Here is a 23,430-nt window from a genome sequence, read left to right as displayed (position 1 = left end):
GTCCTGCACACCTGCCCCGCTGTGGCACGTCGATGACTCACTAGAGCGCGCCATTGCCCACGCGCAGTTGGACACTGGCCCGTGTTCCTCAAGTTCACCAGTAAAACGCGTAAGTGATTGATATCGTTATGGCGAGATTGGCCAAAATGTAACTACGCGAGGGTGATCAGGCGGGTTTTGGCAGGTTCAGGGTGTCGAAGAGGTCCAGTTGTTCGGGGGTCGGGGTGGTGAGGCCGTCGAGCTTTCGGTCGGCGATCCGGGCTTCGTGGCGGTGGATGCGCGCGAGCATGTCGAGGGCGGTTCGTGGGCTGGCGTCATGTCCTTTTGCCTTCAGCCGCATGCGCATGACGCGGTAGAGGACGAGGGCGAGAAAGCAGATCAGCGCGTGGGCGCGGATGCGGTCGGGCAGCCGATGGTGGACGGGGGCGATCTCGATATCGGATTTCAGGACGCGGAAGCCGCGTTCGATATCGGCCAGCGACTTGTAGCGGGTCACGGTTGCGGTCGGCGTCAGGTCGGGGGCATTGGTCAGCAGGGCGAGCTTGCCGTCGAAGAGTTCGGCTCGGGCGACGGCGTCTTCGTCGATGCTGTAGCTGAACCGGTCGGCCTGCAGGTCTGCCTTGAGGAACCGGGTCAGTTCGGCCTCGGCCACGGCGCGCGTGAAGCGGCTATAGGCGCCGCGGTCGGAGGCGCGGCGGCCCCGCGCCGTCTGGCCGTCGTCTTGCGCATCGAGCTTGGCGACCATCTTTTCGGCCTGGGCTTCAAGTTCGGCGATGCGGGCGCGACGTCGTTCGGATTGGTCGGCGGCTCGAACGGGATCATGGGCGACGATCAGGCGATGGCCGGCAAAATTGCTTTCCGCCAGGCCGCCTTCGTCGAAGGCAAGGCCCCGAAAGGTCTCGACCAGATCGGCATAGCGACGGGCGGGGACGGCGAGGATGAACTCCAGCTTGCGGTCGTCCTGATCGGCCAGGGCGGTCAGTTCGTCGATGTTTTCAAGGCTGAGCAGGCCACGGTCGGCGACCAGGATGACACGCTGCACGGGAAACCGCTGCAACACCGTCTGCAGCATGCCCTGCAGGGTTTTCGTCTCCCCGACATTGCCGGGGTGGACCGTGTGCATGAGCGGCAGGCCGTCGGCGGTTTGCACGACGCCGAGCACGAATTGCCGGGCGATGCCACCGGTTTCCTTGTTCATGCCATAGGCGCGGAGGTCGTCGTCAACCTCTCCGTCGCCATGGATGCGCACCGTGGTCAGGTCGTAGAAGACCACGGCCAGGTCCCGATCGACCAGCGGACGGATTTGTCTGGCCAGTTCCATCTCGACCCGCTCGGCATGGTCCATCAGCGCATCCATGGCGCGGAGCAGATGTTGATGCGTGACGGTGTCCGGCATCGCGGGCATCGCGACCGTTTCCAGCCAGCGCAGGCAGCCCAGCTTGCTTGTGGGGTCGCACAACCGATTGAACACCATGGCGCGGACCAGCGCCTCCACGTCGACTTTCCGCTTGCCGGAACGCAGCGCACGGCCGAGGGCATGATCGAAACCAAGGTCCTTCCACAACTCGTGCAGGGCAAAGACGTCGCCATAGCTGCGCGCCGCCTCGTAGGTGATCTCGGCCTTCTCGGGCTCGACCCGACCCGCGGCGCGACTGAGCCCCCGGATCAGCGCATCGAGCTGGCCATCCTTCATCCCGTCCACGCGCCCCAGATTGGCCACGACGCGCAGCCGGGGCTTGCCCGCCTCGTTACGGAAGGACTCGACAATCTGCAGATAGCGACGCCCGCCGCTCTCGGTGATGCGCGTGAACATGGCATGCAGGATATCGCACGTTTGGGCGCATTCATAGGGTCTTAAACATCATAACGTGTAACTACACGACTTCGGCCGAACTGCCCACCTCGCGCGCCTTAAGCTATTGAAATCCCATACCTGCGCTGAACGCGCTCACGCAGATTCCCCCGGATTTTGTCGAAGTTCGGTGAAAGGCGGACGGGACGCCGTACTTGTGCCAGTAGCAGCAGCCGAGCCGATGCGGCTGCGTACAACCTGCGAGAGCTGCGGTTGCCGCTATTCCTACGTTGGCGCTGCATATTTCTGCCCGAGCTGTGGGGAGAACTCTGCAAGCCATACCTTCACGCAAACCTTGAACACGATCCGCACCGCTGCGGGACTTGGCGAAACTCTACGGAATACACTCGGCCCAGATGAGGCCGAGGTGATGATCCGCACACTTTTGGAAAAGGCGATCCAGGACACGGTAATGTCGTTCCAGAGGTTAAACGAGCAGCTGTATGAACGTCAGAGCGGCAAGACGGCCCGCCGCAATGCCTTCCAGAATCTCGATGTGGGTTCGGACTTGTGGAAGGCCGAGATTGGACATGCCTATGTCGATTTGATTGGCCAGGCCAAACTTGACCAGCTCAAGATTTATTTTCAGCAGCGCCATCTTCTCGCGCATCAGCAGGGTATCGTGGATCAGGACTACATTGATCGAAGCGGCGACAAGACCTACGCCGCAGGGCAACGCCTTCTAATTCGAGATTCCGTGGTACGGGAGTTTGCCGACGTGATCGAAGAACTCAGCCACGAGCTGACGAAGAAGATAGGGCCATAAACGATCGTTTATCTCCTAATCCAGCCGCCGCCTCCATGGCTTGGCATGTGCTCAATGATGACCGCAATCTGCGCAAAGCCGCCATTTCGGGCAAACTGCCGCGTTCGTCGAGAAAGCCGAACTTCGACAAAATCCGGGGGAATCTGCGTGAGCGCGTTCAGCGCAGGTATGGGATTTCAATAGCTTAAGGCGCGCGAGGTGGGCAGTTCGGCCGAAGTCGTGTAGTTACACGTTATGATGTTTAAGACCCTATGAATGCGCCCAAACGTGCGATATCCTGCATGCCATGTTCACGCGCATCACCGAGAGCGGCGGGCGTCGCTATCTGCAGATTGTCGAGTCCTTCCGTAACGAGGCGGGCAAGCCCCGGCTGCGCGTCGTGGCCAATCTGGGGCGCGTGGACGGGATGAAGGATGGCCAGCTCGATGCGCTGATCCGGGGGCTCAGTCGCGCCGCGGGTCGGGTCGAGCCCGAGAAGGCCGAGATCACCTACGAGGCGGCGCGCAGCTATGGCGACGTCTTTGCCCTGCACGAGTTGTGGAAGGACCTTGGTTTCGATCATGCCCTCGGCCGTGCGCTGCGTTCCGGCAAGCGGAAAGTCGACGTGGAGGCGCTGGTCCGCGCCATGGTGTTCAATCGGTTGTGCGACCCCACAAGCAAGCTGGGCTGCCTGCGCTGGCTGGAAACGGTCGCGATGCCCGCGATGCCGGACACCGTCACGCATCAACATCTGCTCCGCGCCATGGATGCGCTGATGGACCATGCCGAGCGGGTCGAGATGGAACTGGCCAGACAAATCCGTCCGCTGGTCGATCGGGACCTGGCCGTGGTCTTCTACGACCTGACCACGGTGCGCATCCATGGCGACGGAGAGGTTGACGACGACCTCCGCGCCTATGGCATGAACAAGGAAACCGGTGGCATCGCCCGGCAATTCGTGCTCGGCGTCGTGCAAACCGCCGACGGCCTGCCGCTCATGCACACGGTCCACCCCGGCAATGTCGGGGAGACGAAAACCCTGCAGGGCATGCTGCAGACGGTGTTGCAGCGGTTTCCCGTGCAGCGTGTCATCCTGGTCGCCGACCGTGGCCTGCTCAGCCTTGAAAACATCGACGAACTGACCGCCCTGGCCGATCAGGACGACCGCAAGCTGGAGTTCATCCTCGCCGTCCCCGCCCGTCGCTATGCCGATCTGGTCGAGACCTTTCGGGGCCTTGCCTTCGACGAAGGCGGCCTGGCGGAAAGCAATTTTGCCGGCCATCGCCTGATCGTCGCCCATGATCCCGTTCGAGCCGCCGACCAATCCGAACGACGTCGCGCCCGCATCGCCGAACTTGAAGCCCAGGCCGAAAAGATGGTCGCCAAGCTCGATGCGCAAGACGACGGCCAGACGGCGCGGGGCCGCCGCGCCTCCGACCGCGGCGCCTATAGCCGCTTCACGCGCGCCGTGGCCGAGGCCGAACTGACCCGGTTCCTCAAGGCAGACCTGCAGGCCGACCGGTTCAGCTACAGCATCGACGAAGACGCCGTCGCCCGAGCCGAACTCTTCGACGGCAAGCTCGCCCTGCTGACCAATGCCCCCGACCTGACGCCGACCGCAACCGTGACCCGCTACAAGTCGCTGGCCGATATCGAACGCGGCTTCCGCGTCCTGAAATCCGATATCGAGATCGCCCCCGTCCACCATCGGCTGCCCGACCGCATCCGCGCCCACGCGCTGATCTGCTTTCTCGCCCTCGTCCTCTACCGCGTCATGCGCATGCGGCTGAAGGCAAAAGGACATGACGCCAGCCCACGAACCGCCCTCGACATGCTCGCGCGCATCCACCGCCACGAAGCCCGGATCGCCGACCGAAAGCTCGACGGCCTCACCACCCCGACCCCCGAACAACTGGACCTCTTCGACACCCTGAACCTGCCAAAACCCGCCTGATCACCCTCGCGTAGTTACATTTTGGCCAATCTCGCCATAACGATATCAATCACTTACGCGTTTTACTGGTGAACTTGAGCATGCAGCATCTCGGCCTGCTACGGCAGCCCTGTCCCGGGTTGCGCGATCCAGATGCGGCAGTTCGGACGTATCGCCATGCGGTGTGGTAGTTGGCATGTTTTACCCGGTGCCGTAACTCTGCCAGCATGACCGATACATCCAAGCCCCTGATTGACGCCATCGCCAACGCTCCGGATGACGCGACCCATACCCGCCTGCTCCGAGACGGCGCCCGCGTCCTGCTGGCCAATCCCGCGACCATTGCAAATGTGGCCGCTACCGCCGCGGACCCAGAGGACGATGCCACGACGCAGGCGGCTGCGGCGCTCCTGTCCAGCGCACTCGACGAGGCCCGCATGGCCGCGGAGAACGACGCGCCCGAGGGCGCCGCGCTGCTCGACGCCGTCGCCGCCGCGATCACCGCGCAGGATTCCACTCAGCCGCTCGCGCCGGCCCAGCGTCTCCGACTGGCCCGGATCTATGCTCGCGCGGGCCTGGCGCCGCCGCTCTTCGCCACCCTGACCGCCGATGTCATGGCGGAGGCCGGAGCCGCCTCCGAGGACATGCCCGACCTCAATGCATTGCTCGACCCAATCCTGGAGGAGATTGGCGATGAGCCCCTGCAGGTCCATGCCGCACTGGGCGAACTCCTCGCGGGGCTGCCGGCCGAGCTTGCCGCCATGCTGGTTTCCATGATCCTCGCGCGGCCCGGCGCTGTGGAGGCGCGGCTCGGGCTCTACTGGCTGCTGGATCCTCAAGCGGATCTCCGCCTTGCCGCCGCGACGGCGCTCCTGTCCCGCGCTGAGGCAGGGCTGCTGGACCCGGACCTTGCCGCGCTTCTCCCCGCCATCCGGAAGTGGCTGCCCGACGATTCCACCCGCGCCAGCCTCGACGGGGCAATCCGGTGTCAGATGCGCGGCGGCATGGCACAGACCGGGGCGCCCACCGCAAAGATTCACCGGGCCGCCGCCAGCCTGCCGGATGGCGCCGGCGCTCAGAGCCTGATCGCGGCCGTCCAGACCGGCAGCCGTCGCGGCGTAGCGATGGCAATGCTGAAGCAGGGCCACGGTGTGAAGGATGCCTTTATCATCCCGTGCTCAAGCGCAACCGAGCAAAGGCAGATGCTCGCTGGCGTCCTGGACGAGATCGAAACCTTCGACATCTCGCCCGATGCGCTGGCCGCGGCTCTGGCGCGCGGTCTTGGTGAGGGCCTGGCTCTTGGGCGCCTGCCCGCGCCCGGGATAGTGGAGCTGGCCGAACGCCTTGGCCTCGCTGCGCTGATCCCCGCCGCTGCGGAGACCGAGGACATTCTTGCGTCCATCGGCGCGGCCGAGACGCTCGCCGGCCTTCCGGCGGCCCACCGCACCGAGCTTGTGAAGGCCAGCGCCGACTGGATCGAGTTCTTCGATCAGGCCGATAGCTGGTTCGTGGATACCGGCACGCTCCGCGCCGCCATCACGCGGGCGCGCACGGACAAGGGGCGCGAAGCCGCTGTCTGGAAACACCTCGGGACCCGGCGGGACTGGTGGGCACGGCATTTCGCGGTTTCGGCGACGACTCTGAAGGCCGCGAGTGAGGTGCACCCGATGCTCTGGCTGTCATTCGCCGCGGTGGCGCAGGCGCTTCTGGACGGTCGGCCGCTCAAGCGCATCCCGATCATGGCCGAGATCGTGGCGATGACGTTGGAAGCTCATTCCGAGCACGAAGGGAATGCTGCGCCGGTGCCACGACGCGAAGAGCAGGATGGGGTCGGTTCTCTTCTCGCGCATGCCGGGATGACCGAGGCCTATCTTCACGGCTATCTCGCAGCGCTGGCGATCACACCGCTGGAAACCGAGCCGGAGGCCTGGCTGGGAGCGCTGGTCGGCGGAATCGAGTTTCCGGGCCAAGGCGCGCTCGATCAGCTGATGGAGTTCGTTGTTGTGCAGGCCAACCTCGCCGACGATGACGCCGGCGACCCGGAGACCACAGCCCACGCGCTTGCCGCGCTCAACGAAGACGGCCTGCGGGATTGGGCGACAGGCTTCGACGACCTCGTGGCGGCGACCCGACAATCCTGGCCGGCAAAGTCGCTGGCTGCTGACGACAAGCGTGTCCTGCGCGACATTGGACTGATCGCCAAGGGCGGGGATGGTACAACGCTTCGCGCGGTGCTGCCGTCCTGGATCGCCCGACGCCACGCCTTGCGAAAATAGATGGTTGATCCGCGATGGCGTGGCCTCGATGATTTTGGATGACGGCCCTTTTCGGACTTCCATCTTGGCCGCTGACGCTGCAGTGCAGCTTCACCGAACCGGTCATTCCTGCAGGCCGCAGCATTTGAAAGGATCCCGAGACGCGGACGAACCCACCGTTCGCCGTACGCGCTCTACCGCCTCGTTGAGCACAGAGGGTGCCGACGTTGCGCTGCTTGAGTCCTCCCTCGCCATTTCCTGTCCCTCACACCCTGTTTTCGATGAGAATGAAGGCGGCCCAGGTGCTGGAGCGGCTCCGGCGGGGATCGGAACTCTTGGCCCAATTCTGCTTGGTGAATTTGAGCGCCTGCGTGGGCGTGGTTCCCGGAGTGCTGAGCCAAGCCTGGTAGAAGTCCGCCATGAAATCCGCCGTCAGCGCATCGTCGATCTGCTTCAGCGTCACCAACACCGCGCCTGCGCCCGCCAGCCGAAAGCCGCGCGCCAAGCTGTAGACACCCTCGGTCGTATCGACCCGGCCAAGGCCCGTCTCGCAGGCCGAGACCACCACCAGCTCGGTTCGCGCCAGGTCCAGGGGTTCGATCTCGTAGCCGAAGAGGACGCCGTCACCACTGGCACTACTGGTCTCCGTCTCAGCCATCCGATTGGCGCCGGCCAGTGCGATGCCCGTCAGCAGCGCCGCGCGCGCGCCCGCCGCTTCCGTCTCCTTGACGAAGCCATGGGTGGCGAGGTGCAGCGCTCTGGGGGCGGTGGTCAGTGAGGTCAGACGCGCTTCCCGGGCGTTCGCGCCGATGTAGAGGTCCGCCGTGTCGCCGCCCGCCTCGCGCCAGATCCGTGCGATGGCGTCGATCTCCACAGCCGTATGCGCCAACGGAGCGAAGTCCTGCTGCCCGCCCGCCTGGATCATGGAAGCGACGTCCGATGCCCGGGCTCGTTCGACGAGCGCCAGAAGCGTCTCAGCTGTGTCCGCGGATGTCGACGTGCTGCCACCCGCCTGCTCATAGTCGATGGCGCCAAAGGCGACGAGACCCTGTCCCGTCACTTCGGGCGCCTTGGCAACCAAGGCCCGGCCGGTGGCCAGAAGCCTGATCGCGGGACCGGAGGCGGCCAGGGTCGACTGGTCCGACGGCGATGTCCGCAGCATGTCGAAGGGGATCAGCCCGAGCGGGCCCGCGGGCGAGATGAAGAGGGTCTCCGCTCCGGCGATATGCGCGTCGAGCGGCGCCAGCAGCGCCCGATGCAGCGTCATCCCGGCGATCTTGCCCCGGTCCCCCATGCCGAGCGTCGCGCCCAGATTCTCGATTGCAGGCTGGATCTCGGCCAGTGGCCCGAGGTCAACGAACACCGCCGTCGCGCCCGGGCGCAGAACCACCGCGCCCACATGTCGGTCCTCTGCCCAGATGCGCGTTTCGAAATCATAGGGTGTGAAGAGCGTGTAGTCGATCAGCGCCGCGCCCGGCGGCAGCGACGCCGTGACCGCCTCGGCGGTGATGTCACGGGGGGCGCGGTAGGTCGGATCGGCAAGCGCGAGATCCCGTTCCAGCCCGTCCACGCGCTCGGTCGCCAGCTGGAAGATCTGCTCGGCGGCCGCCCCGCCGTCGCCGAAGGCGACTTGCCGAAAAGCTGCGGTCAGATTTCGCCGCGCGACCAGCAGTTCCGTCGCGATCCGCCGCGCTTCCTCGGTCTCGGCCGACCGGGCAAGCCTAAGGAGCGCCGCCTCCCGCTCCCCGGCCAACCCCTTGCGGTTCAAGACCACCAGCGCCGCCAGGTCCGCCGTTTCAGCCGACGGCGCCTGCGCCGCCAGCGCCAGGGCTGCAGCAGCCGACGTTCCCGCCCGCTCCAGCGCCGCGCGCCGCTGCCCCGCCCCGGACGCGGAATCGGCCTCCTGCCCGGCCCAACGACCGGAGGCAATAACACCCTGCTCAAGGATCGCTGCAGCCTCGGCAGGTCTGCCCTGCGCGATCCGAAGCGCGGCAAGGCTGTTCACGATGGTCAGCGTATTGGGATGTTCCGGCCCGAGCACCCGCTCGGACGCCTCCAGCGCGCGGCGGTAGAGCGGCTCCGCTTCCCCGTAGCGACCGGTGGCCGCATAGTGACCCGCGAGGTTGTTCACGCTGCGCAGGGTAACGGGATGCTCTGACCCGAGCACGCGTTCGAACGCCTCCTTCGCGCGGCGATAGAGCGGCTCCGCCTCCCCGTAGCGACCGGTGGCCTCATAGAGACCCGCGAGGTTGTTCACGCTGGTCAGGGTATCGGGATGCTCCGGCCCGAGCACGCGTTCGCGGGCCTCCAGCGCCCGGCGATAGAGCGGCTCCGCGTCCTCGTAGCGACCGGTGGCCTCATAGAGACCCGCGAGGTTGTTCACGCTGGTCAGGGTATCGGGATGCTCCGGCCCGAGCGCCCGCTCGAACGCCTCCAGCGCGCGGCGAAAGAGCGGCTCTGCCTCCCCGTAGCGACCGGTGGGGTGATAGAGAAACGCGAGGTTGTTCACGCTGGTCAGGGTATCGGGATGCTCCGGCCCGAGCACGCGCTCGCGCGCCTCCAGCGCGCGGCGATAGAGCGGCTCTGCCTCCCCGTAGCGACCGGTGGCCTGATAGAGAGCCGCGAGGTTGTTCACGCTGGTCAGGGTATCGGGATGCTCCGGCCCGAGCGCCCGCTCGAACGCCTCCAGCGCGCGGCGAAAGAGCGGCTCTGCCTCCCCGTAGCGACCGGTGGCCTGATAGAACAACGCGAGGTTGTTCACGATGCCCAGGGTATCGGGATGCTCCGGTCCGAGCACGCGCTCGAACGCCTCCAGTGCGCGGCGATAGAGCGGCTCTGCCTCCCCGTAGCGACCGGTGGCCTGATAGAGACCCGCGAGGCTGTGCACACTCCCGATGGTTTCGGGATGCTCCGGCCCGAGCACGCGCTCGCGGGCCTCCAGCGCGCGGCGAAAGAGCACCTCCGCGTCCCCGTAGCGCCCGGTGGCCTGATAGAGACCCGCGAGGCTCCTTCCGCTGCTCAGGGTAAAGGGATGCTCCTGCCCGAGCACGCGCTCGGACGCCTCCAGCGCGCGGCGGAAGAGCGGCTCCGCCTCCCCGTAGCGACCGGTGGCCTCATAGAGAGTCGCGAGGTTGATCACGCTGACCAGAGTATCGGAATGTTCCGGCCCGAGCACGCGCTCCTGGGCCTCCAGCGCGCGGCGAAAGAGCACCTCCGCGTCCCCGTAGCGACCGGTTCTTAAGTAGAGAAACGCGAGGTTGTTCACGCTCATGAGCGTATCGGAATGCTCCGGCCCGAGCACGCGCTCGCGGGTCTCCAGCACGCGGCGAAAGAGAGGCTTCGCTTCTTCGTAGCGACCGGTGGCCTCATAGTAAGCCGCAAGGTTGTTCGCGCTGATCAGGGTATCGGAATGCTCCGGCCCGAGCACGCGCTCCTGGGCCTCCAGCACGCGGCGAAAGAGCGGCTCCGCGTCCTCGTAGCGACCGGTGCTCTGATAGAGAACCGCAAGGTTGTTCACGCTCCGAAGGGTATCGGGATGCTCCGGCCCGAACGCCGCTTCCGCCAGAACAAGCATCTGCCGGGCAAGGTCCAGCGCTGTGGTGTAGTCACCATCGCGGTAAGCCTGCACAGCAGCCGCGTTTCCGGCGGACCACTCGGTCGCCAGGTCCTGAGCTCGGGCCGACGAAATCCCCAACAGGACGATGCTGGCAATCAGCAGAACTCTTACCATCGCAACCACCTACCTCATTGGACCAGGACGCCTCCGGCCTGGCGCTTAAAGAAAGAGATCATCCTGGAGGCTCGGATCGCAGCCCGCGAAGCACCTTCCAGGCCATGTAGTCGTCCCGGGCGGCCCGGGCGAGCAGGCTCATGCCTTGCAGGCGCCATTCGGGCGGACCCTCGGTGGCGAGCCAGATCGCGTAGATCGTGGCCTCGGCCGGTGTGAGATCGTCAAGGCTCTCCACGCCCGCCGGCTTTGGAAGATCGCCCCGCGGCACGACGCGGATCGTGCGTGTGACCCGCCCCTTCTCGGTCTCGAACTCCAGGCGCAGCGCCTCGCCCGGCTGCAGCGGGCGTTCGATGGCCCCCTCGACAAGGGGCACGCCTGCGCTGCGCAGATTGATGAGAACGGTGTCGTCGGTCGTTGACCTGAGGGCCACCTCCGCGTCGAGCCCGGTCCAACTGACGCTCAGGAACTCTGTACCGGCCGCCAGCAGTTGTCCGTCCCCAAAGGCAAGCTTCAGGCCGCCTGGGGCAGGGTCGCCGCGCCGCGGATAAGTAACAATCGGCTGATCGGTCACGGGGCCGCCGATGATGGCGTTGAGCGAGGCATAAAGTCCGCGGAGTGTCACCGCGAAACCGGCGTGGACGTCGCAGGTCTCGGGCTGGCCGATGGTTACACGGCCGTCGCCGGCGGTGATTTCGCGCAGATCGCCCCCGGGCTCGTCCCGGATCCAGGCGACCTGATCACCCTGCACCAGCAGCACATCGCCGGGGTAAAGAGGGGCGTGCGGACCGAGAGCCTGACCGCCATGCTCGGGATCGGCCCGGTCGATCACGATTCTTGGGAAGTCCTCGGCGTAGACGATTTCCCCGCGGAAGGTGCAGCCGCCCGCGGCAGCGGAGATCGGGAATGCGAACGGTGCCGCTGCGGCGATCGTCAAAAACAGCCCGACCCGTTTTCGAATGCTACCCATTCCGAAAGTCTCCCACTTCTGTGGTGATCTCAGCTACTAACCCTGTGGAACCATGTCATGACAGAAGCAATGCGATGCTCGATTGAATAATCTCGGCCTTTACTTCTGGCAAGAACATCGCGGCGAGTGCGACGATGAACGACAGTACGACCAATTTCGATGGCAACGGGTCATGCGGTGCTTGCGATCGAGATCACTCTGGATCGTTTCTCGAGATTCCTTGGAATTGAGGGATTGCTGCTATGCGTAAATTGCGCTGCCGTACTGAGTGGCCAGTCTTACGAGCGGAAGGGGTCGGCTTTACCATCAACGAATCGCTGCGCTTGCGAAGTGCTGCGTCCGCGCGGTGAGGAAGAATGGGCTCTAGAGCCACCTCGGGGCGGTCCGGAATGAAGGACTGCAGCCGCGTCTTGCGAGTGTCTCCTACATCGATTGCCGCATTCATGGTTCGCATTCGCGGCGAATGTCTGGTTCCCGCCCATCCTTCCGGCTCCCTCGCGGCAGCGGCATAAATCGACCACTCGCAGCGGCCGGCAGTCCCGTCCACCGACCTCCCATTTCGGCATCGGCGCAGCGAATGCCGGGAATGGATCGACGTTAGATGCCCATAAGTGCCCGATCACACAGGCATTAGTCCTGTCCGTGACTTCTTTGGCGCCCCTATATGCGAGCGAAGACGCCTCGCGCCATCCGGGATGGAATTGGCGACACAAGTCGTACCTTATGAATACCTGCCAGAAAAACTCGAGCTTGGCGGCCAGTGGGACGGTTGACCGCAAAGGCATCAAGCGCTGCGATATTTGAGGTCTCCGCGCTTGATGCCTTTGCTCTGTGGGCAACGAACTGCCGAGCTTAGGCGCGCGTTTGCCGAGCAGAGTCAGAGTCCCGCGTAAGCGCGAGTCATTCATGATGCTCCCTCCAAGCAGCCCGCGCAAACCGGTCGACGTTAGGAGAAAGCTTACCGAATCAACACATTTTACTTGGAGCAGAAACCCGTCGTCCGCCCAACGCTGGTGGAGCGTCGCCGTCCCTACCGGAGCACAGGAATGAAGATCGAAGACGAAATCCGCCCTTGGTCGAACGATCGGAAAGCGCGGGGGCAGGACGTCCACAAGCTCATTTCGGGCAAACTCCACGATGCGCTGATGACGGCCTATACTGTCGTGGACCCCAATATCCGCGCGCTGCCGGAGGACCTTTTCGAGGTTGAAAGCCGGAAATTCAAGCATATCGCGACCGGGGACTTCTCGCCCGAATACTTCCGGATTCAGGAAGACCTCGCCAAGAATATCGCCGATCAGATCAGTTTCGCGAAGTACCTCGAAGGTTACGGCTACTATGCCAGCGGGCTGGTCGCAGCGTTGAGTGCCGCCACGAAAGGCAAACGCGAATCTGCCCGTGCAGAGCTGTTCCAAAGCCTGCTTCTTTCGATCTTCGCCGATGTTGCCGTCGCGATGCAGCAGTTCTTCGAGCGTGACGCCAAGGCCGATATCGAAGCGATGGACATCCTCGGCACGGCAATGAAGGCGCTGGCGTCGGGCAATCTTGCCCACCGGATCGGGGACGATGTGCCGGCAAAGATCGCGGGCACCCGGCAGGACTTCAACGAAGCCATGGAAGCGATCGAAGGTGTGATCGGCGGCATCGGCAACAACGCAGAGGAAGTCGGCAACGGCACCCATGAGATCGCCCGCGCGGTGGAGGACCTCTCGCGCAGGACCGAAAACCAGGCCGCCGCGCTGGAAGAAACCGCCGCCTCGCTGTCGGAAATCACCGAAACGGTCAAGCGCACCTCGATCGGCGCGCGAGAGGCGACCGGCGCCGCATCGGCCGCCAGCGAAATGGTCACGCAATCCAGCACGATCATGGATTCCGCCGAAAAGGCGATGACCGAGATTTCCGCCAGTTCGGCCGAGATCGCCAAGATCCTGACCGTTATTGACGAAATCTCGGTTCAGACGAATCTTCTGGCGCTTAACGCCACGGTCGAGGCTGCCCGCGCAGGTGACGCTGGCAAGGGCTTTGCCGTCGTGGCGTCGGAAGTGCGCGCACTGGCCCACCGGTCCGCGAATGAGGCCAAGTCGATTCGGGGGCTGATCGGCTCCAGCACGCAGCATGTGGAAAACGGCGTGAAGATCATCTCCGATGTCAGCGAGGCGCTGGATCGCACCGCCGACAAGGTTTCCGAAATCGACCGGCTGCTGCGGGAAATCGCCGTCTCGGCCGAGGAGGAGGCCAGCGGGATCGAACAGATCAACGTGGCCGTCGCCGACATGGACAACATGACCCAGCAAAACGCCGCGATGGTCGAACAGACGCTGGCCGCTGCCGTCACGCTACGCGACGGGTCGGACCGGCTGAAGGCCCTGGTCAGAGAGTTGTGCGCCGACGGATACGATCAGGGCACCACCGTCAGCTTCGCCCGCGCGGGATAGTTCGCCGACGGGATCGGGCGTCTACCACACGTCGGGGTCGATTCCCTGTGCACGCAGGGTTGCGAACTTGTCCTGCAGGAATCGCTGGAACGGCTGGTCCCGATAGGCGCCGGTGCTGACATATTCCAGCGCCGACAGGTAGTGGAACGGCTTCAGATATCCCGGCAGGCGGAACGCCTCCGCCGCCGCGCGATCGGCTGCGCCTGCGCTGACCGAGGGGAACAGCACGGTCGTCGGCGTGAAATTCACACCCCATTTCGCGGCAAGCGCGCGCTCTTCCAGTTCCTCGCCATCGAAATCCAGAACCGCGCGGGAGCCCCACATGTCGAGTTGCACGACATCGAAATGCGCGATCAGGTAGTCCCTGATCTCCGGCCGGGCGAAATTCACGCGGTGCAGTTCGCGGCAATAGGGGCAGCCTGCCTGTTCGAACAGCACGATCAGCCCCTTGTCCCCTGCCGCGGCGGTGTTCAGGTCATCGCCGAGTTCAAGGAAACTGTCGAGAAACCAGTCCTGCTTGTGAAGACCGTCGTCGCCGAGGATCGCCTCGGCCCAGGCGGGGCGGACCAGCGCAAGCGCCGCTCCCCCCGCCAGAAGATGGCGGCGTGTCAGCATCATTCCCTCCCTTGTCGGCAAAGCCTAGCACAGGGCACAGCGCCCGTGCGAAACACGAAATGGCGACCCCCTAGGGAAGCGGGGGCCGCACACGCCGGTTCGGGAGGGGGCCGGCGTCAGTTGAAGGTGCGCAGATAGGCGATTACCGCTTCCCGGTCTTCTTCCGAGCGCAGGCCCTGGAACGACATCCGGCCCCGTTGCACCACCGCCCGCGGGCTTTCGAGATAGGCGTCAAGCGTATCGTGATCCCAGATCAGACCTTCTTCCCCCGCGTTCTGCAAAGCAGGCGAATACTTGAATCCATCGGCCTGCGCGGCGGCGCGTCCCACGACACCATTCAGGACCGGCCCCACCTTGTGGGAGGCGTTCTCGCCGATCTGATGGCAGGACTTGCACTGCTTGAACACCTTCTCACCCGCAGACACCAGCATCGGGTCGGGCATCATGATCGGCGCGGTGTCCTGCGCATCCGCCGCGGCCTTCAACTCTGCTGCCGCTTCGGCCTCGTTCTCGGTCACCTCTTCGGGGGTCACATCCAGAACGGCCGCGCGCATGGTGATCTGCACGCTTTCCTTGCAGTCGGTCATGCAGGGCTGCTGGCTGAACTGCGGATACTCGGTCTCGGCCCGGTCATCGATGATGAAGCCGTCGGCATTGGGCATCACCACGTCGAGGAAGTTCTCGTTCGACAGGACGAAGTCGTCTTCCACGATGTAGTTGGAGTAAAGGATGTAGGCCACGATGGCATAGACCTCGTCAGGCTCCAGCGTCTGCGCGCCGCCGAACGGCATCGAACGGTGGACATAGTCCCAGACCGTCGACAGGTAGGGCCAGTAGGATCCGACCGTCTTCAGTGGATCGTCGTGGTCAAGTGTGTCGTCACCCCCGGCCAGCTTGGGCCAGTTGTCCACACCCTCGGCGAATTCGCCGTGGCAGACCGCACAGTTTTCCGAAAAGAGCCATTCGCCATCCTCGACCGAGCCGGAGCCCGCCGGCAGGCCGGTTCCATCGGGTGCCACATCGACGTTCCACGCGGCGACTTCCTCGGGCAGGGCGGGACGGCCCAGCCCGAATTTCTCGGCAAATGCAGGGGCGGCCGACAGGGTCGAGACCAGCGCCGTTCCGATAACCAGATTACGAAATTTCGACATTCTCAGCCTCCCCGCCGGCCTTCACCCACCAGGTCTGGATACAGTTGTTGTGATAGATCGAGTTCAGCCCGCGCACGTCGCGCAGTTGCGCCTTGGTCGGCTGGACATAACCGGTGCTGTCGATAGCGCGGCTTTGCAGCAGCATTTCCGACCCGTCCCAGTCGATTTCAAGGTAGAAGCGCGAAATCGCCTTGTCCTGACCCGGCTGGGCCAGACGCGCGGTCTGCCAGTTCTTGCCGCCGTCGATGGTCACATCCACGCGGTCGATGGCACCACGGCCGGACCACGCCAGCCCGGTGATGACCAGTGGGCCGGGGCCGTGCTTGATCGGCGATTGCGGGCTGGGGCTGGTGATGACGGACTTGGCATCCATCACCCAGGTCCATTTCCGCGAGGTGCCATCGGCCAGCGTGTCAGTGTATTTGGAGGTTTCCTCGCGGCTTTCGATGGCCTGATCGGTCACTTCGATCCGGCGCAGCCACTTGATCCACATATTGCCTTCCCAGCCCGGCACGACGAGGCGGACGGGATAGCCATGTTCCTTGCGCAGCGCTTCGCCATTGGCCTTGAAGGCGACGAGGACATCGTCCATCGCCTTGTCCAAAGGGATCGAGCGGCCGTTAGACGAGGCATCCGCGCCCTCGACATAGACCCACTTGCCCTCGGTCTTCACCCCGGCCTCTTCCAGCAGGGTCCGCAGCGGCACTCCAGAATATTCCATGTTGTGGATCATGCCATGGGTGAATTGCGCGCCGTTGAGCTGGGCACCAGCCCATTCCATGCCGGTATTGGCCGCGCATTCGAGGAAGTAGGTATGATTGACCCGCGGGAAGCGCTCCAGATCCTCGTAGGTGAAGATCAGCGGCTGATCGACCAGACCGTTGATCATCAGGCGATAGTCTTCCTTGCGCAACTCGATGGCGCCGGAATGGTGGCGTTCGAACGCGCAGCCCTGCGGGGTGATGGTGCCGTCCAGCGCATGGATGGGCGTGAAGTTGATGGACGAGATCACATCCGCCGTCAGCCACGGCACGTTGCGGCGAACCACGTCGGCCTCGTACTCGATGGGCAGGCCATAGGGCACCGCATCGACGCCTTCGCCAAGGCCTTGCGCCCAAGGCTGAACCTCGGTGATCAGCGGGTCGGGTTCTTGCGCGGCACGGGCAGCGCTGCCCGCGGCAATCGCGCCGCCGGTGGCAAGGCCGGCCTTCAGGAATCCACGCCGCGTGGTTGCGGGCCGGGACTGGTCGGTCATGTCTGCACCCTCCTCGTTTCGGTCAGTCATCTCGCTCATTCTCCTGCGGCTCAGGCCCCGCTGACCTTGACCGACTTGTTGGGGTCGACGGTCACGGTACCCTTGCGCTTGATGTAGTCTTCCACGACCTGCCAGATCGGCGGGCCTTCGGTGCCTTCGTTGACGCTCGCCCAGCCGGAGACGACATAGGTCTTCGCCGGGTCGATCAGTTCGCCCGTCTTCAGAAGCGTCATGTTGGTGATGCGGCTGCCCTGGGGTTTGGAGACGTCGATGTCGTAGCCCATGCCACCGACCCGAACCATGTCACCGCCCTGCTGGTAGTAGGGGTCGGGGTTGAACAGGTTGTCGGCGACGTCTTCCATGATGATGTGCAGCGTCTCGCCCGTCATTTCCGAACGATAGGCATTGGGGTAGGTCATCGATGTGGCGTTGAAGAGGTCTTCGCGCGTGATGGGCGCGCCGGGCACCAGGCTCGGCCCCCAGCGGAAGCCGGGCGAGAGCGCGATATCGGCCTCGCGTTCCTCGATCAGCGCGTTGCAGATCAGGTCGTCCCACGTCCCGTTGAAGTTGCCGCGGCGGTAAAGCAGGCTGTCGGTCGTGCCCAGCACCTCTTCCAGTTCCGCCTTGAAGGGTGCGCGCTCCGCATCGATGATGGTTGCAACATCCCTGTCTGGCTCGATCACGTCCGAGAAGATCGGGATCAGCTTGTGGCGGAAGCCCATCATCTGCCCGTTCTGAACGTCGAGATCGAGGCGGGTCACGAACTTGCCGTTCGAACCGCTCGCAATCAGCATCGTGTCGCCGACCAGCACCGGTTCGGGCAGTGCGTCATGGGTGTGGCCCGTCAGGATCACATCGATCCCCTGCACCTGGCTCGCCATCTTGCGGTCCACGTCGAAGCCGTTATGCGACAACACGACGACCAGATCGGCACCGGCATCGCGAACCTCCTGAACGACCTCGCGCATGCGGTCCTCGCGCACACCGAAGGAAAGACCGGGGAACATCCAGCCGGGGTTCGCGATCGGCATGTAGGGGAATGCCTGCCCGATCACGGCCACCTTGGCCCCGCCCCGCTCGAACATTTGATAGGGTTCGTAGGCGGGCTCATCCCACTCATTGTCGAAAATGTTCGCGCCGAGGAACGGGAAGTCGAGCGTGTCCACAATCTCGGTCACACGATCGATGCCAAGGGTGAATTCCCAGTGGCTGGTCATCGCATCCGGCTTCAGCGCGTTCATCACGTTGACCATGTCCTGCGCCTGCGTCTTCAGGCAGGTGTAGGAGCCGTGCCAGGTATCGCCGCCATCCAGCAACAGCGCCTCGGGCCGGTCGGCACGGATGGCGTTGATCACGGTCGCCACGCGATCCAGACCGCCCATCTTGCCATAGCCCTTCGCCAGCGAGACGAAGTCGACATAGGTCAGGGCGTATGCCTCGGGCGTGCCGGGGGTGAGGTTGAACATCTTCAGGAAATCCGCCCCCGTCACGTGGGGCGGCTTGCCGTTCACCGCACCGACGCCAAGGTTGATTTCCGGCTCCCGGAACCAGATCGGCTTCATCTGGGCATGAATGTCGGTGACATGGATCAGAGTCACATTTCCGAACGTGTCGAAGTCCAGCAACTGATCCTGGGTCAGCGCCTGCTGCGCCGCCAGCCTGGCCCAGTTGCCGATGCCCGAAGCGCCGTAGACGGCCGAGGCCGCCACTGCGGCCTGAAGGAAGTCTCTGCGGGAAATCATCGTCGTGCCACCCTTCTTGGAGCGATTATCATATTCTTACATGCAAGAACATGAATGTTTCAAGGTGAAGAAATCCCGCGCCAGCAACAACCGGCGCGGGTGCTTCAGATCAGTTGCGGACGGCCGGGCCTTCGACCGAAAGACCGTTGCCGCGCGACGCGACATAGAGTTCAAGCGCCACGAATTCCGGCGACCCGACACCGAAAGGCACACCGCGCGTGTCGCGGATGCAGCCCTTGAACCGGTCGTGGACCGAGTTCAGCTTGGCATTCTTCAGACGGTAAGTCGGGAAACCGTTGATCTGACCCTGGCTCAGATGGTCGGCCCGGATGTAGTTGTCGTAGTTTTCCTCGTGGCAGTTCGCGCAGGAAAGATCCAACTGCCCGTAACGGGTATAGTAGATCTCCTTGCCCTTCTCCCACGTGGTCTGTGCAGGGCCGTCGATGGTGACATTCACCGGCATGCCGCGCGACACCGACGCGATCAGCGCCGCCATGTTCGTCATGTCGCCGCCGCTGTATTTCCACACCTTGGCGCCCATGCGGTTTTCACGACAGTCGTTGATCTGCATCTCTATGGTGCGGACTTCCTGCGCGCCTTCGACCCATTTCGGATAGACCGCGCGCACCCCGGCCATGCCCTCTTCCACGTCACCGTGGCAGGAGGCACAGGATTTTCCCGCGGTCCCGTCGACCATATCCCATGCCTCGATCGCCTCATCGACGAAGATCATGCCGGGATTGTCGAAGTCGTCCATTTCCAGCGCCTGGGTTTCGTCTGTCCGGAAGGTCCAGCCAGAGCGAACCTCGTCCAGATGGCCGTCAAGATGCGCGGCCGCGTCGGTCCGTGTGACGATCCGGATATCGCCATTGATCACCAGATCGTCGTCGGGGCCAGCCACTGCGCCGCCGGCAACCAGTGCCAGCGCCGCAGCCATTGCCGTCATCGTCTTGAGCGATGTGTTGTTCATGCGTTTCCCTCCCTTGAAACGTACCCGGCGATCAGCCGATGGCGACCGACTTGGCTTCCTCGTAGACCGAGCCGTCGTCGTCGTACCAGGTGAACTTCATCTCGCCCGCCTCGGGGATGACCGCCTCGAACTCGAAGTACGGGTTGGTCGAAATCGCCGCAGCAAGTTCAACGTCGATCACGTTCTGCCCGTTGAAGTCGCAGGTGAAGCGGTTGATGATCGAGCGCGGGATGAGGTTGCCATCGCTATCCTTGCGTTGGCCGGACTCCATCTTGTGGCTGATCAGGGTCTTGATGACCACGGACTCGCCCGCTGCCGCCGATTTCGGGGCTTTCACGCGGGGCTTGACACCTTCTGCCATGTCTTCTGTCTCCTAGAAACTCTTAGCCGCCGCAGCCGCCGATGGTGACTTTCACGGTGTTCGCCGCCTGCACGAAGCTGCCATCGGCCATCTTGGCAACGGCGACAACGTCCTGTGTTCCGGCAAGGCGAATACGGGTGGAGGCGCGCTGCGCACCGGCCAGCGGTCCGAACTTGAACTTGGCGACATCCGGGGTCGGGTTGCCCGAGGCCAGCACGAGGATTTCGGTCGCGCCCGGCGCATCCACCTCGATCGGCACGGTGTTGCCGTTTTCCGCGATTTCGGGCGTGGTCAACGTCAGGCCACCGGACCCGACACTGGCACCGCCGGTGAACTGGGCGATCATGTCTTCGGCGGCGGCCATCGCGCCGCGGGCCGGAAGCAGCAGGGCAGCGGCAAGACCGGCACCGGCCGCCATCGCACCTCGTCTGGTAAACTCCATGTCTTATCTCCTTTTAAGGATGTGACCCCGCGACCGGGATCAGTTGTCCGAAAGCGTCATCAGATAGGCGAGGACATCCTCGATCTGCTGGGCCGACAGAAGCGGCTTGACCTCGCCCTCCAGCGGTTTGGAGGTGAAACCATCGGCAATCCGGTTGAAGCCGTCGACCTTGTAATAGGCCGGCATGACCGTCCCCTCGAACACGTTCTTGGAATTTGCGAGGATCCCGCGGATCATCGCCTCGGGGTAGCGGTCGGGCACGCCGTCCAGTTCCGGCCCGACCTCACCGTGGAACGGCACGTCATGGGCCATTTCCGAGATCACGTGGCAGGACACGCAATTGCCAAGGCTTTTAGTGCCCACGATCTTGCGACCGTTGACCGGATCGCCGGGCGTATCGGTCAGCGGTTCGGGGACAAAGCCGTACTCGTCGATCTTCAGGTCCTGCGGCGTAACCGTAACCTCGGCATGTGCAAGGCCAAGGCTCGCCGCGAGGCACAGGGCGCTGAGTGCCACCTTTTTCATGTTCAAGAATCCTCCCGTGTCTTCTCCCTGAACGGACATTAGCGGAGGTGTGCCATCGCATGCAATAACGAATAGAATTTTTTGCATACGAGAATTATTCCACCATTTCCGTCGCATAGCCGCAGAAAATACGGCTTTCAGATGTCAGTTACTTTCCTCGGCCATGGTCCGAGCGACGTATTTCTGGAAGTGCTCATCCCCCTCATAGCCCTTCTCAAGCACCCATTTCAGAAGCGACCGGGTGGTCCCCTTCCCGAACGCCCCCGGCATGGTGGCCACGGCGGCCTCGGCGGCGGTCCCACCCTCGGGCACCTCTTCGGGCATGAACATCAGCGTCGGCGTGAAGAACACGCCCCAACGCTGCGCCATTTCCTTTTCAGACAGCATCGTGCCGTCGAAATCGGTGACCTCGACATCGCCGAACAGGTTCATCTGCACGACGAAATAGTTGTCCTCGATCAGCTTGGAGATGCGCTCGTCTGGAAACACCTCCTCATGCATCTTCTTGCAGTAGATGCAGCCGCGCTGTTCCCAGATCACCAGCATGCGCTTTCCCTCGGCCCCGGCCTCGGCCAAGTCCTCCGACATGTCCTTGAAGGTGTCGCGCAGCCAGTCGGGCTTGTGCAGGCCGTCATCGCCCATGGGCGACGCGGCGAACACCGGCAGCGCCGCCGCCATGACGCCCGCGGCCAGAAGTGCTGTGAATTTCATCCTATACCTCCCTCAGATATGCCGACACTAACCGACGGTCGAAAACCACGGCACGTTGTTGATCATGAACTCGGCGATGTAGCTGACCGAATTCGTGGCGATCAGGACAGCAAACAGGATCAGCATCACCCCCATCGCCTTCTCGACATGGCCAAGATACTTCCTGTTTCGCTGCATCCACGCAAGGAATGGTTTCGCGAAGACCGCTGCAACCACGAAGGGCAGCGTCATCGCCAGCCCATAGACCAGCAGCAGCAGCGCACCCCGCGTGATATCGCCCATCCCCGAGGCCACCATCAGGATCGCGGCCAAGGCGGGCCCGACGCAGGGCGTCCAGCCAAAGCCGAAAGCCAGCCCCATCAGATAGGCGCCCAGAATCGTCGTGGGCTCCGCCTTCGATTCGATTCGCGCTTCCCGGTACAGGAACGGGATGCGCACCACCCCAAGGAAGTGCAGCCCGAAGACGAGCAGGATCAGCGCCGCGACATAGGACAATTCGTTCTTCCACGCCCGGAATTCCTGCCCCAGGGCCGTTGCCCCCATCCCAAGCAGCACGAAAATCGACGTCACGCCCAGCGCGAAGAAGATCGCCGAAATCACAAGCCTTTTCACCGCGCCGTGCGCAATCGCCCCGTCACCGCGCAATTCATGCATCGAGATGCCGGCCATGTAGCACAGGTAGAATGGAACGATGGGCAGGATACAGGGCGAGAGAAAGGACAGTATCCCCGCAATTGCCGCCCCACCATACGAGATCTCCAGCATCGAGGCCCTCCCTTGCCGTAGATGCGAAAACACATTACGATTTTTTAATGTAACGAGACGGTTCCCAATGAAACGAGTATTTTCGCCACTGCTTTTCGCCGTATGGGCGATTGCCGCGACCGCTGCGCCGGTGCGCGCCGATCTCGTTTTGGCAATGTTCGAGCAGTCGGGATGCGCCTACTGTATCATGTGGAACAACGAGATCGGGCCGATCTGGCCGAAGACGACCGAGGGAGAGGTCGCGCCTTTGCGCAAGTTCGATCTCAAGGCCCGGCTGCCGAAGGATGTGTCCCTCGTCAGCAAGCCGCAATTCACCCCAACCTTCGTGCTGTTGCGCGACGGGGTCGAGGTCGACCGGCTGGAAGGCTATCCGGGGGAGGACTTCTTCTGGGGGCTGATCGGGAACATGCTCAAGAAACAGCCCGAATGGGCAGATCACGCGGAAACGGGAGGACATGAGGGATGATTGGCAAGGCGGGGCTGGCGGCGGCACTGATGGTTGCGGGAAGCACGGCACAGGCCGAAGACGCATTCGTCGACTTCAAGGCCCTGAAGCCGGAGGTCGCGCTGAAAGCCGCGGTGGCCGCGATGACCCACTGCCGCGACGAAGGCTATCAGGTGGGCGTGGCGGTGGTGGACCGTTTCGGCACGATGCAGGCCTTCATACGCGACCGCTTTGCCGGGGCGCATGTCGAGGAAACCGCGCGGCGCAAGGCGTGGACCGCGGCAAGTTTTCGCACCGACACCATGGCGCTTGGGGATCTGACAGCGCCCGGCACACTCTTTTCAGGCATCCGCGATCTCAGCGAACCGCTGGCCCTTGGCGGCGGCGTGCCGATCGAACATGGCGGGTCGCTGGTGGGGGGCATTGGCGTCTCCGGCGCGCCGGGCCCCGATCTTGACGATGTCTGCGCAAGGCGGGGCATCGCGGCAATCGAGGAGGATATGGGCTTCTGACCGGCCCGGCTCCCGATAT

19 protein-coding genes are annotated in these 23,430 nt (G+C 63.8%); 6 read left to right on the top strand and 13 right to left on the bottom strand.

Translation table 11 applies throughout. The annotated features are described in order from the left end of the window. Positions 1–166 precede the first annotated feature (166 nt). Complete coding sequence (locus RGUI_RS16325) at positions 167–1,813, bottom strand: IS1634 family transposase (protein WP_081532493.1); 1,647 nt, start codon at positions 1,811–1,813, stop codon at positions 167–169. Positions 1,814–2,147: 334 nt separating this feature from the next. On the opposite strand from RGUI_RS16325, the gene RGUI_RS16320 reads away from it, so the two are divergent. The 3 genes from RGUI_RS16320 to RGUI_RS16310 all read left to right on the top strand — a co-directional run bounded on the left by RGUI_RS16320 (position 2,148) and on the right by RGUI_RS16310 (position 6,806). Further along, positions 2,148–2,618, top strand: coding sequence for a hypothetical protein (locus RGUI_RS16320; RefSeq protein ID WP_216640081.1), 471 nt, complete (start codon positions 2,148–2,150; stop codon positions 2,616–2,618). Positions 2,619–2,904: 286 nt separating this feature from the next. Next, positions 2,905–4,551: an IS1634 family transposase gene (locus tag RGUI_RS16315; protein WP_081532493.1), complete on the top strand. Its 1,647-nt coding sequence runs from the start codon at positions 2,905–2,907 to the stop codon at positions 4,549–4,551. Between the two features lie 206 nt (positions 4,552–4,757). Then, positions 4,758–6,806: a UPF0149 family protein gene (locus RGUI_RS16310; RefSeq protein WP_081534877.1), complete on the top strand. Its 2,049-nt coding sequence runs from the start codon at positions 4,758–4,760 to the stop codon at positions 6,804–6,806. Between the two features lie 244 nt (positions 6,807–7,050). On the opposite strand, the gene RGUI_RS16305 is transcribed toward RGUI_RS16310, so the two are convergent. Together RGUI_RS16305 and RGUI_RS16300 are read right to left on the bottom strand one after the other, a co-directional pair. After that, positions 7,051–10,515, bottom strand: a complete 3,465-nt coding sequence (locus RGUI_RS16305; RefSeq protein ID WP_081534875.1) for a CHAT domain-containing protein — start codon at positions 10,513–10,515, stop codon at positions 7,051–7,053. A 58-nt stretch (positions 10,516–10,573) separates the two neighbouring features. Beyond that, entirely contained in the window at positions 10,574–11,482 is a 909-nt protein-coding gene (locus RGUI_RS16300; RefSeq protein ID WP_081534873.1) for a hypothetical protein, read from the bottom strand. A 1,046-nt stretch (positions 11,483–12,528) separates the two neighbouring features. On the opposite strand from RGUI_RS16300, the gene RGUI_RS16295 reads away from it, so the two are divergent. Next, the gene (locus RGUI_RS16295; protein WP_081534871.1) at positions 12,529–13,917 is read left to right on the top strand and encodes a methyl-accepting chemotaxis protein; all 1,389 of its coding nucleotides are present in this window, start codon (positions 12,529–12,531) and stop codon (positions 13,915–13,917) included. A 21-nt stretch (positions 13,918–13,938) separates the two neighbouring features. Here the strand turns inward: RGUI_RS16295 and RGUI_RS16290 are convergent, their stop codons facing one another. The 10 genes from RGUI_RS16290 to RGUI_RS16245 form a co-directional block, all read right to left on the bottom strand. After that, the gene (locus tag RGUI_RS16290) at positions 13,939–14,532 is read right to left on the bottom strand and encodes a thioredoxin family protein (protein WP_081536139.1); all 594 of its coding nucleotides are present in this window, start codon (positions 14,530–14,532) and stop codon (positions 13,939–13,941) included. A 116-nt stretch (positions 14,533–14,648) separates the two neighbouring features. Then, positions 14,649–15,683, bottom strand: a complete 1,035-nt coding sequence (locus tag RGUI_RS16285; RefSeq protein WP_081534869.1) for a c-type cytochrome — start codon at positions 15,681–15,683, stop codon at positions 14,649–14,651. After that, a complete protein-coding gene (gene soxC, locus RGUI_RS16280; RefSeq protein ID WP_081536138.1) occupies positions 15,667–16,938 on the bottom strand; it encodes a sulfite dehydrogenase in 1,272 nt (423 codons plus the stop codon). Before soxC ends, RGUI_RS16285 begins: the two co-directional genes overlap by 17 nt. 50 nt (positions 16,939–16,988) lie before the next feature. Continuing rightward, positions 16,989–18,680 carry a thiosulfohydrolase SoxB gene (gene soxB, locus RGUI_RS16275; RefSeq protein ID WP_081534867.1) on the bottom strand — a complete coding sequence of 564 codons (1,692 nt, stop codon included), beginning with the start codon at positions 18,678–18,680 and terminating at the stop codon, positions 16,989–16,991. Between the two features lie 109 nt (positions 18,681–18,789). Further along, positions 18,790–19,650, bottom strand: coding sequence for a sulfur oxidation c-type cytochrome SoxA (soxA, locus tag RGUI_RS16270; RefSeq protein WP_081534866.1), 861 nt, complete (start codon positions 19,648–19,650; stop codon positions 18,790–18,792). A gap of 31 nt (positions 19,651–19,681) precedes the next feature. Further along, entirely contained in the window at positions 19,682–20,011 is a 330-nt protein-coding gene (gene soxZ, locus RGUI_RS16265) for a thiosulfate oxidation carrier complex protein SoxZ (protein WP_081534864.1), read from the bottom strand. A gap of 22 nt (positions 20,012–20,033) precedes the next feature. Further along, complete coding sequence (gene soxY, locus RGUI_RS16260) at positions 20,034–20,453, bottom strand: thiosulfate oxidation carrier protein SoxY (RefSeq protein WP_081534862.1); 420 nt, start codon at positions 20,451–20,453, stop codon at positions 20,034–20,036. 39 nt (positions 20,454–20,492) lie between these two features. Then, positions 20,493–20,978 carry a sulfur oxidation c-type cytochrome SoxX gene (soxX, locus tag RGUI_RS16255; RefSeq protein WP_156883001.1) on the bottom strand — a complete coding sequence of 162 codons (486 nt, stop codon included), beginning with the start codon at positions 20,976–20,978 and terminating at the stop codon, positions 20,493–20,495. Between the two features lie 144 nt (positions 20,979–21,122). Beyond that, positions 21,123–21,689, bottom strand: a complete 567-nt coding sequence (locus tag RGUI_RS16250) for a thioredoxin family protein (RefSeq protein ID WP_081534860.1) — start codon at positions 21,687–21,689, stop codon at positions 21,123–21,125. A 27-nt stretch (positions 21,690–21,716) separates the two neighbouring features. Further along, positions 21,717–22,454 carry a cytochrome c biogenesis CcdA family protein gene (locus tag RGUI_RS16245; RefSeq protein WP_081534858.1) on the bottom strand — a complete coding sequence of 246 codons (738 nt, stop codon included), beginning with the start codon at positions 22,452–22,454 and terminating at the stop codon, positions 21,717–21,719. A gap of 67 nt (positions 22,455–22,521) precedes the next feature. On the opposite strand from RGUI_RS16245, the gene RGUI_RS16240 reads away from it, so the two are divergent. Next, positions 22,522–22,920: a hypothetical protein gene (locus RGUI_RS16240; protein WP_081534856.1), complete on the top strand. Its 399-nt coding sequence runs from the start codon at positions 22,522–22,524 to the stop codon at positions 22,918–22,920. Next, positions 22,917–23,411, top strand: coding sequence for a heme-binding protein (locus RGUI_RS16235; protein WP_081534854.1), 495 nt, complete (start codon positions 22,917–22,919; stop codon positions 23,409–23,411). Before RGUI_RS16240 ends, RGUI_RS16235 begins: the two co-directional genes overlap by 4 nt. Positions 23,412–23,430: the final 19 nt, after the last annotated feature.

The organism is Rhodovulum sp. P5 (assembly GCF_002079305.1).
In the GTDB taxonomy this organism is placed as follows: domain Bacteria; phylum Pseudomonadota; class Alphaproteobacteria; order Rhodobacterales; family Rhodobacteraceae; genus Rhodovulum.
This window is presented reverse-complemented; position numbering and strand designations above follow the sequence as displayed.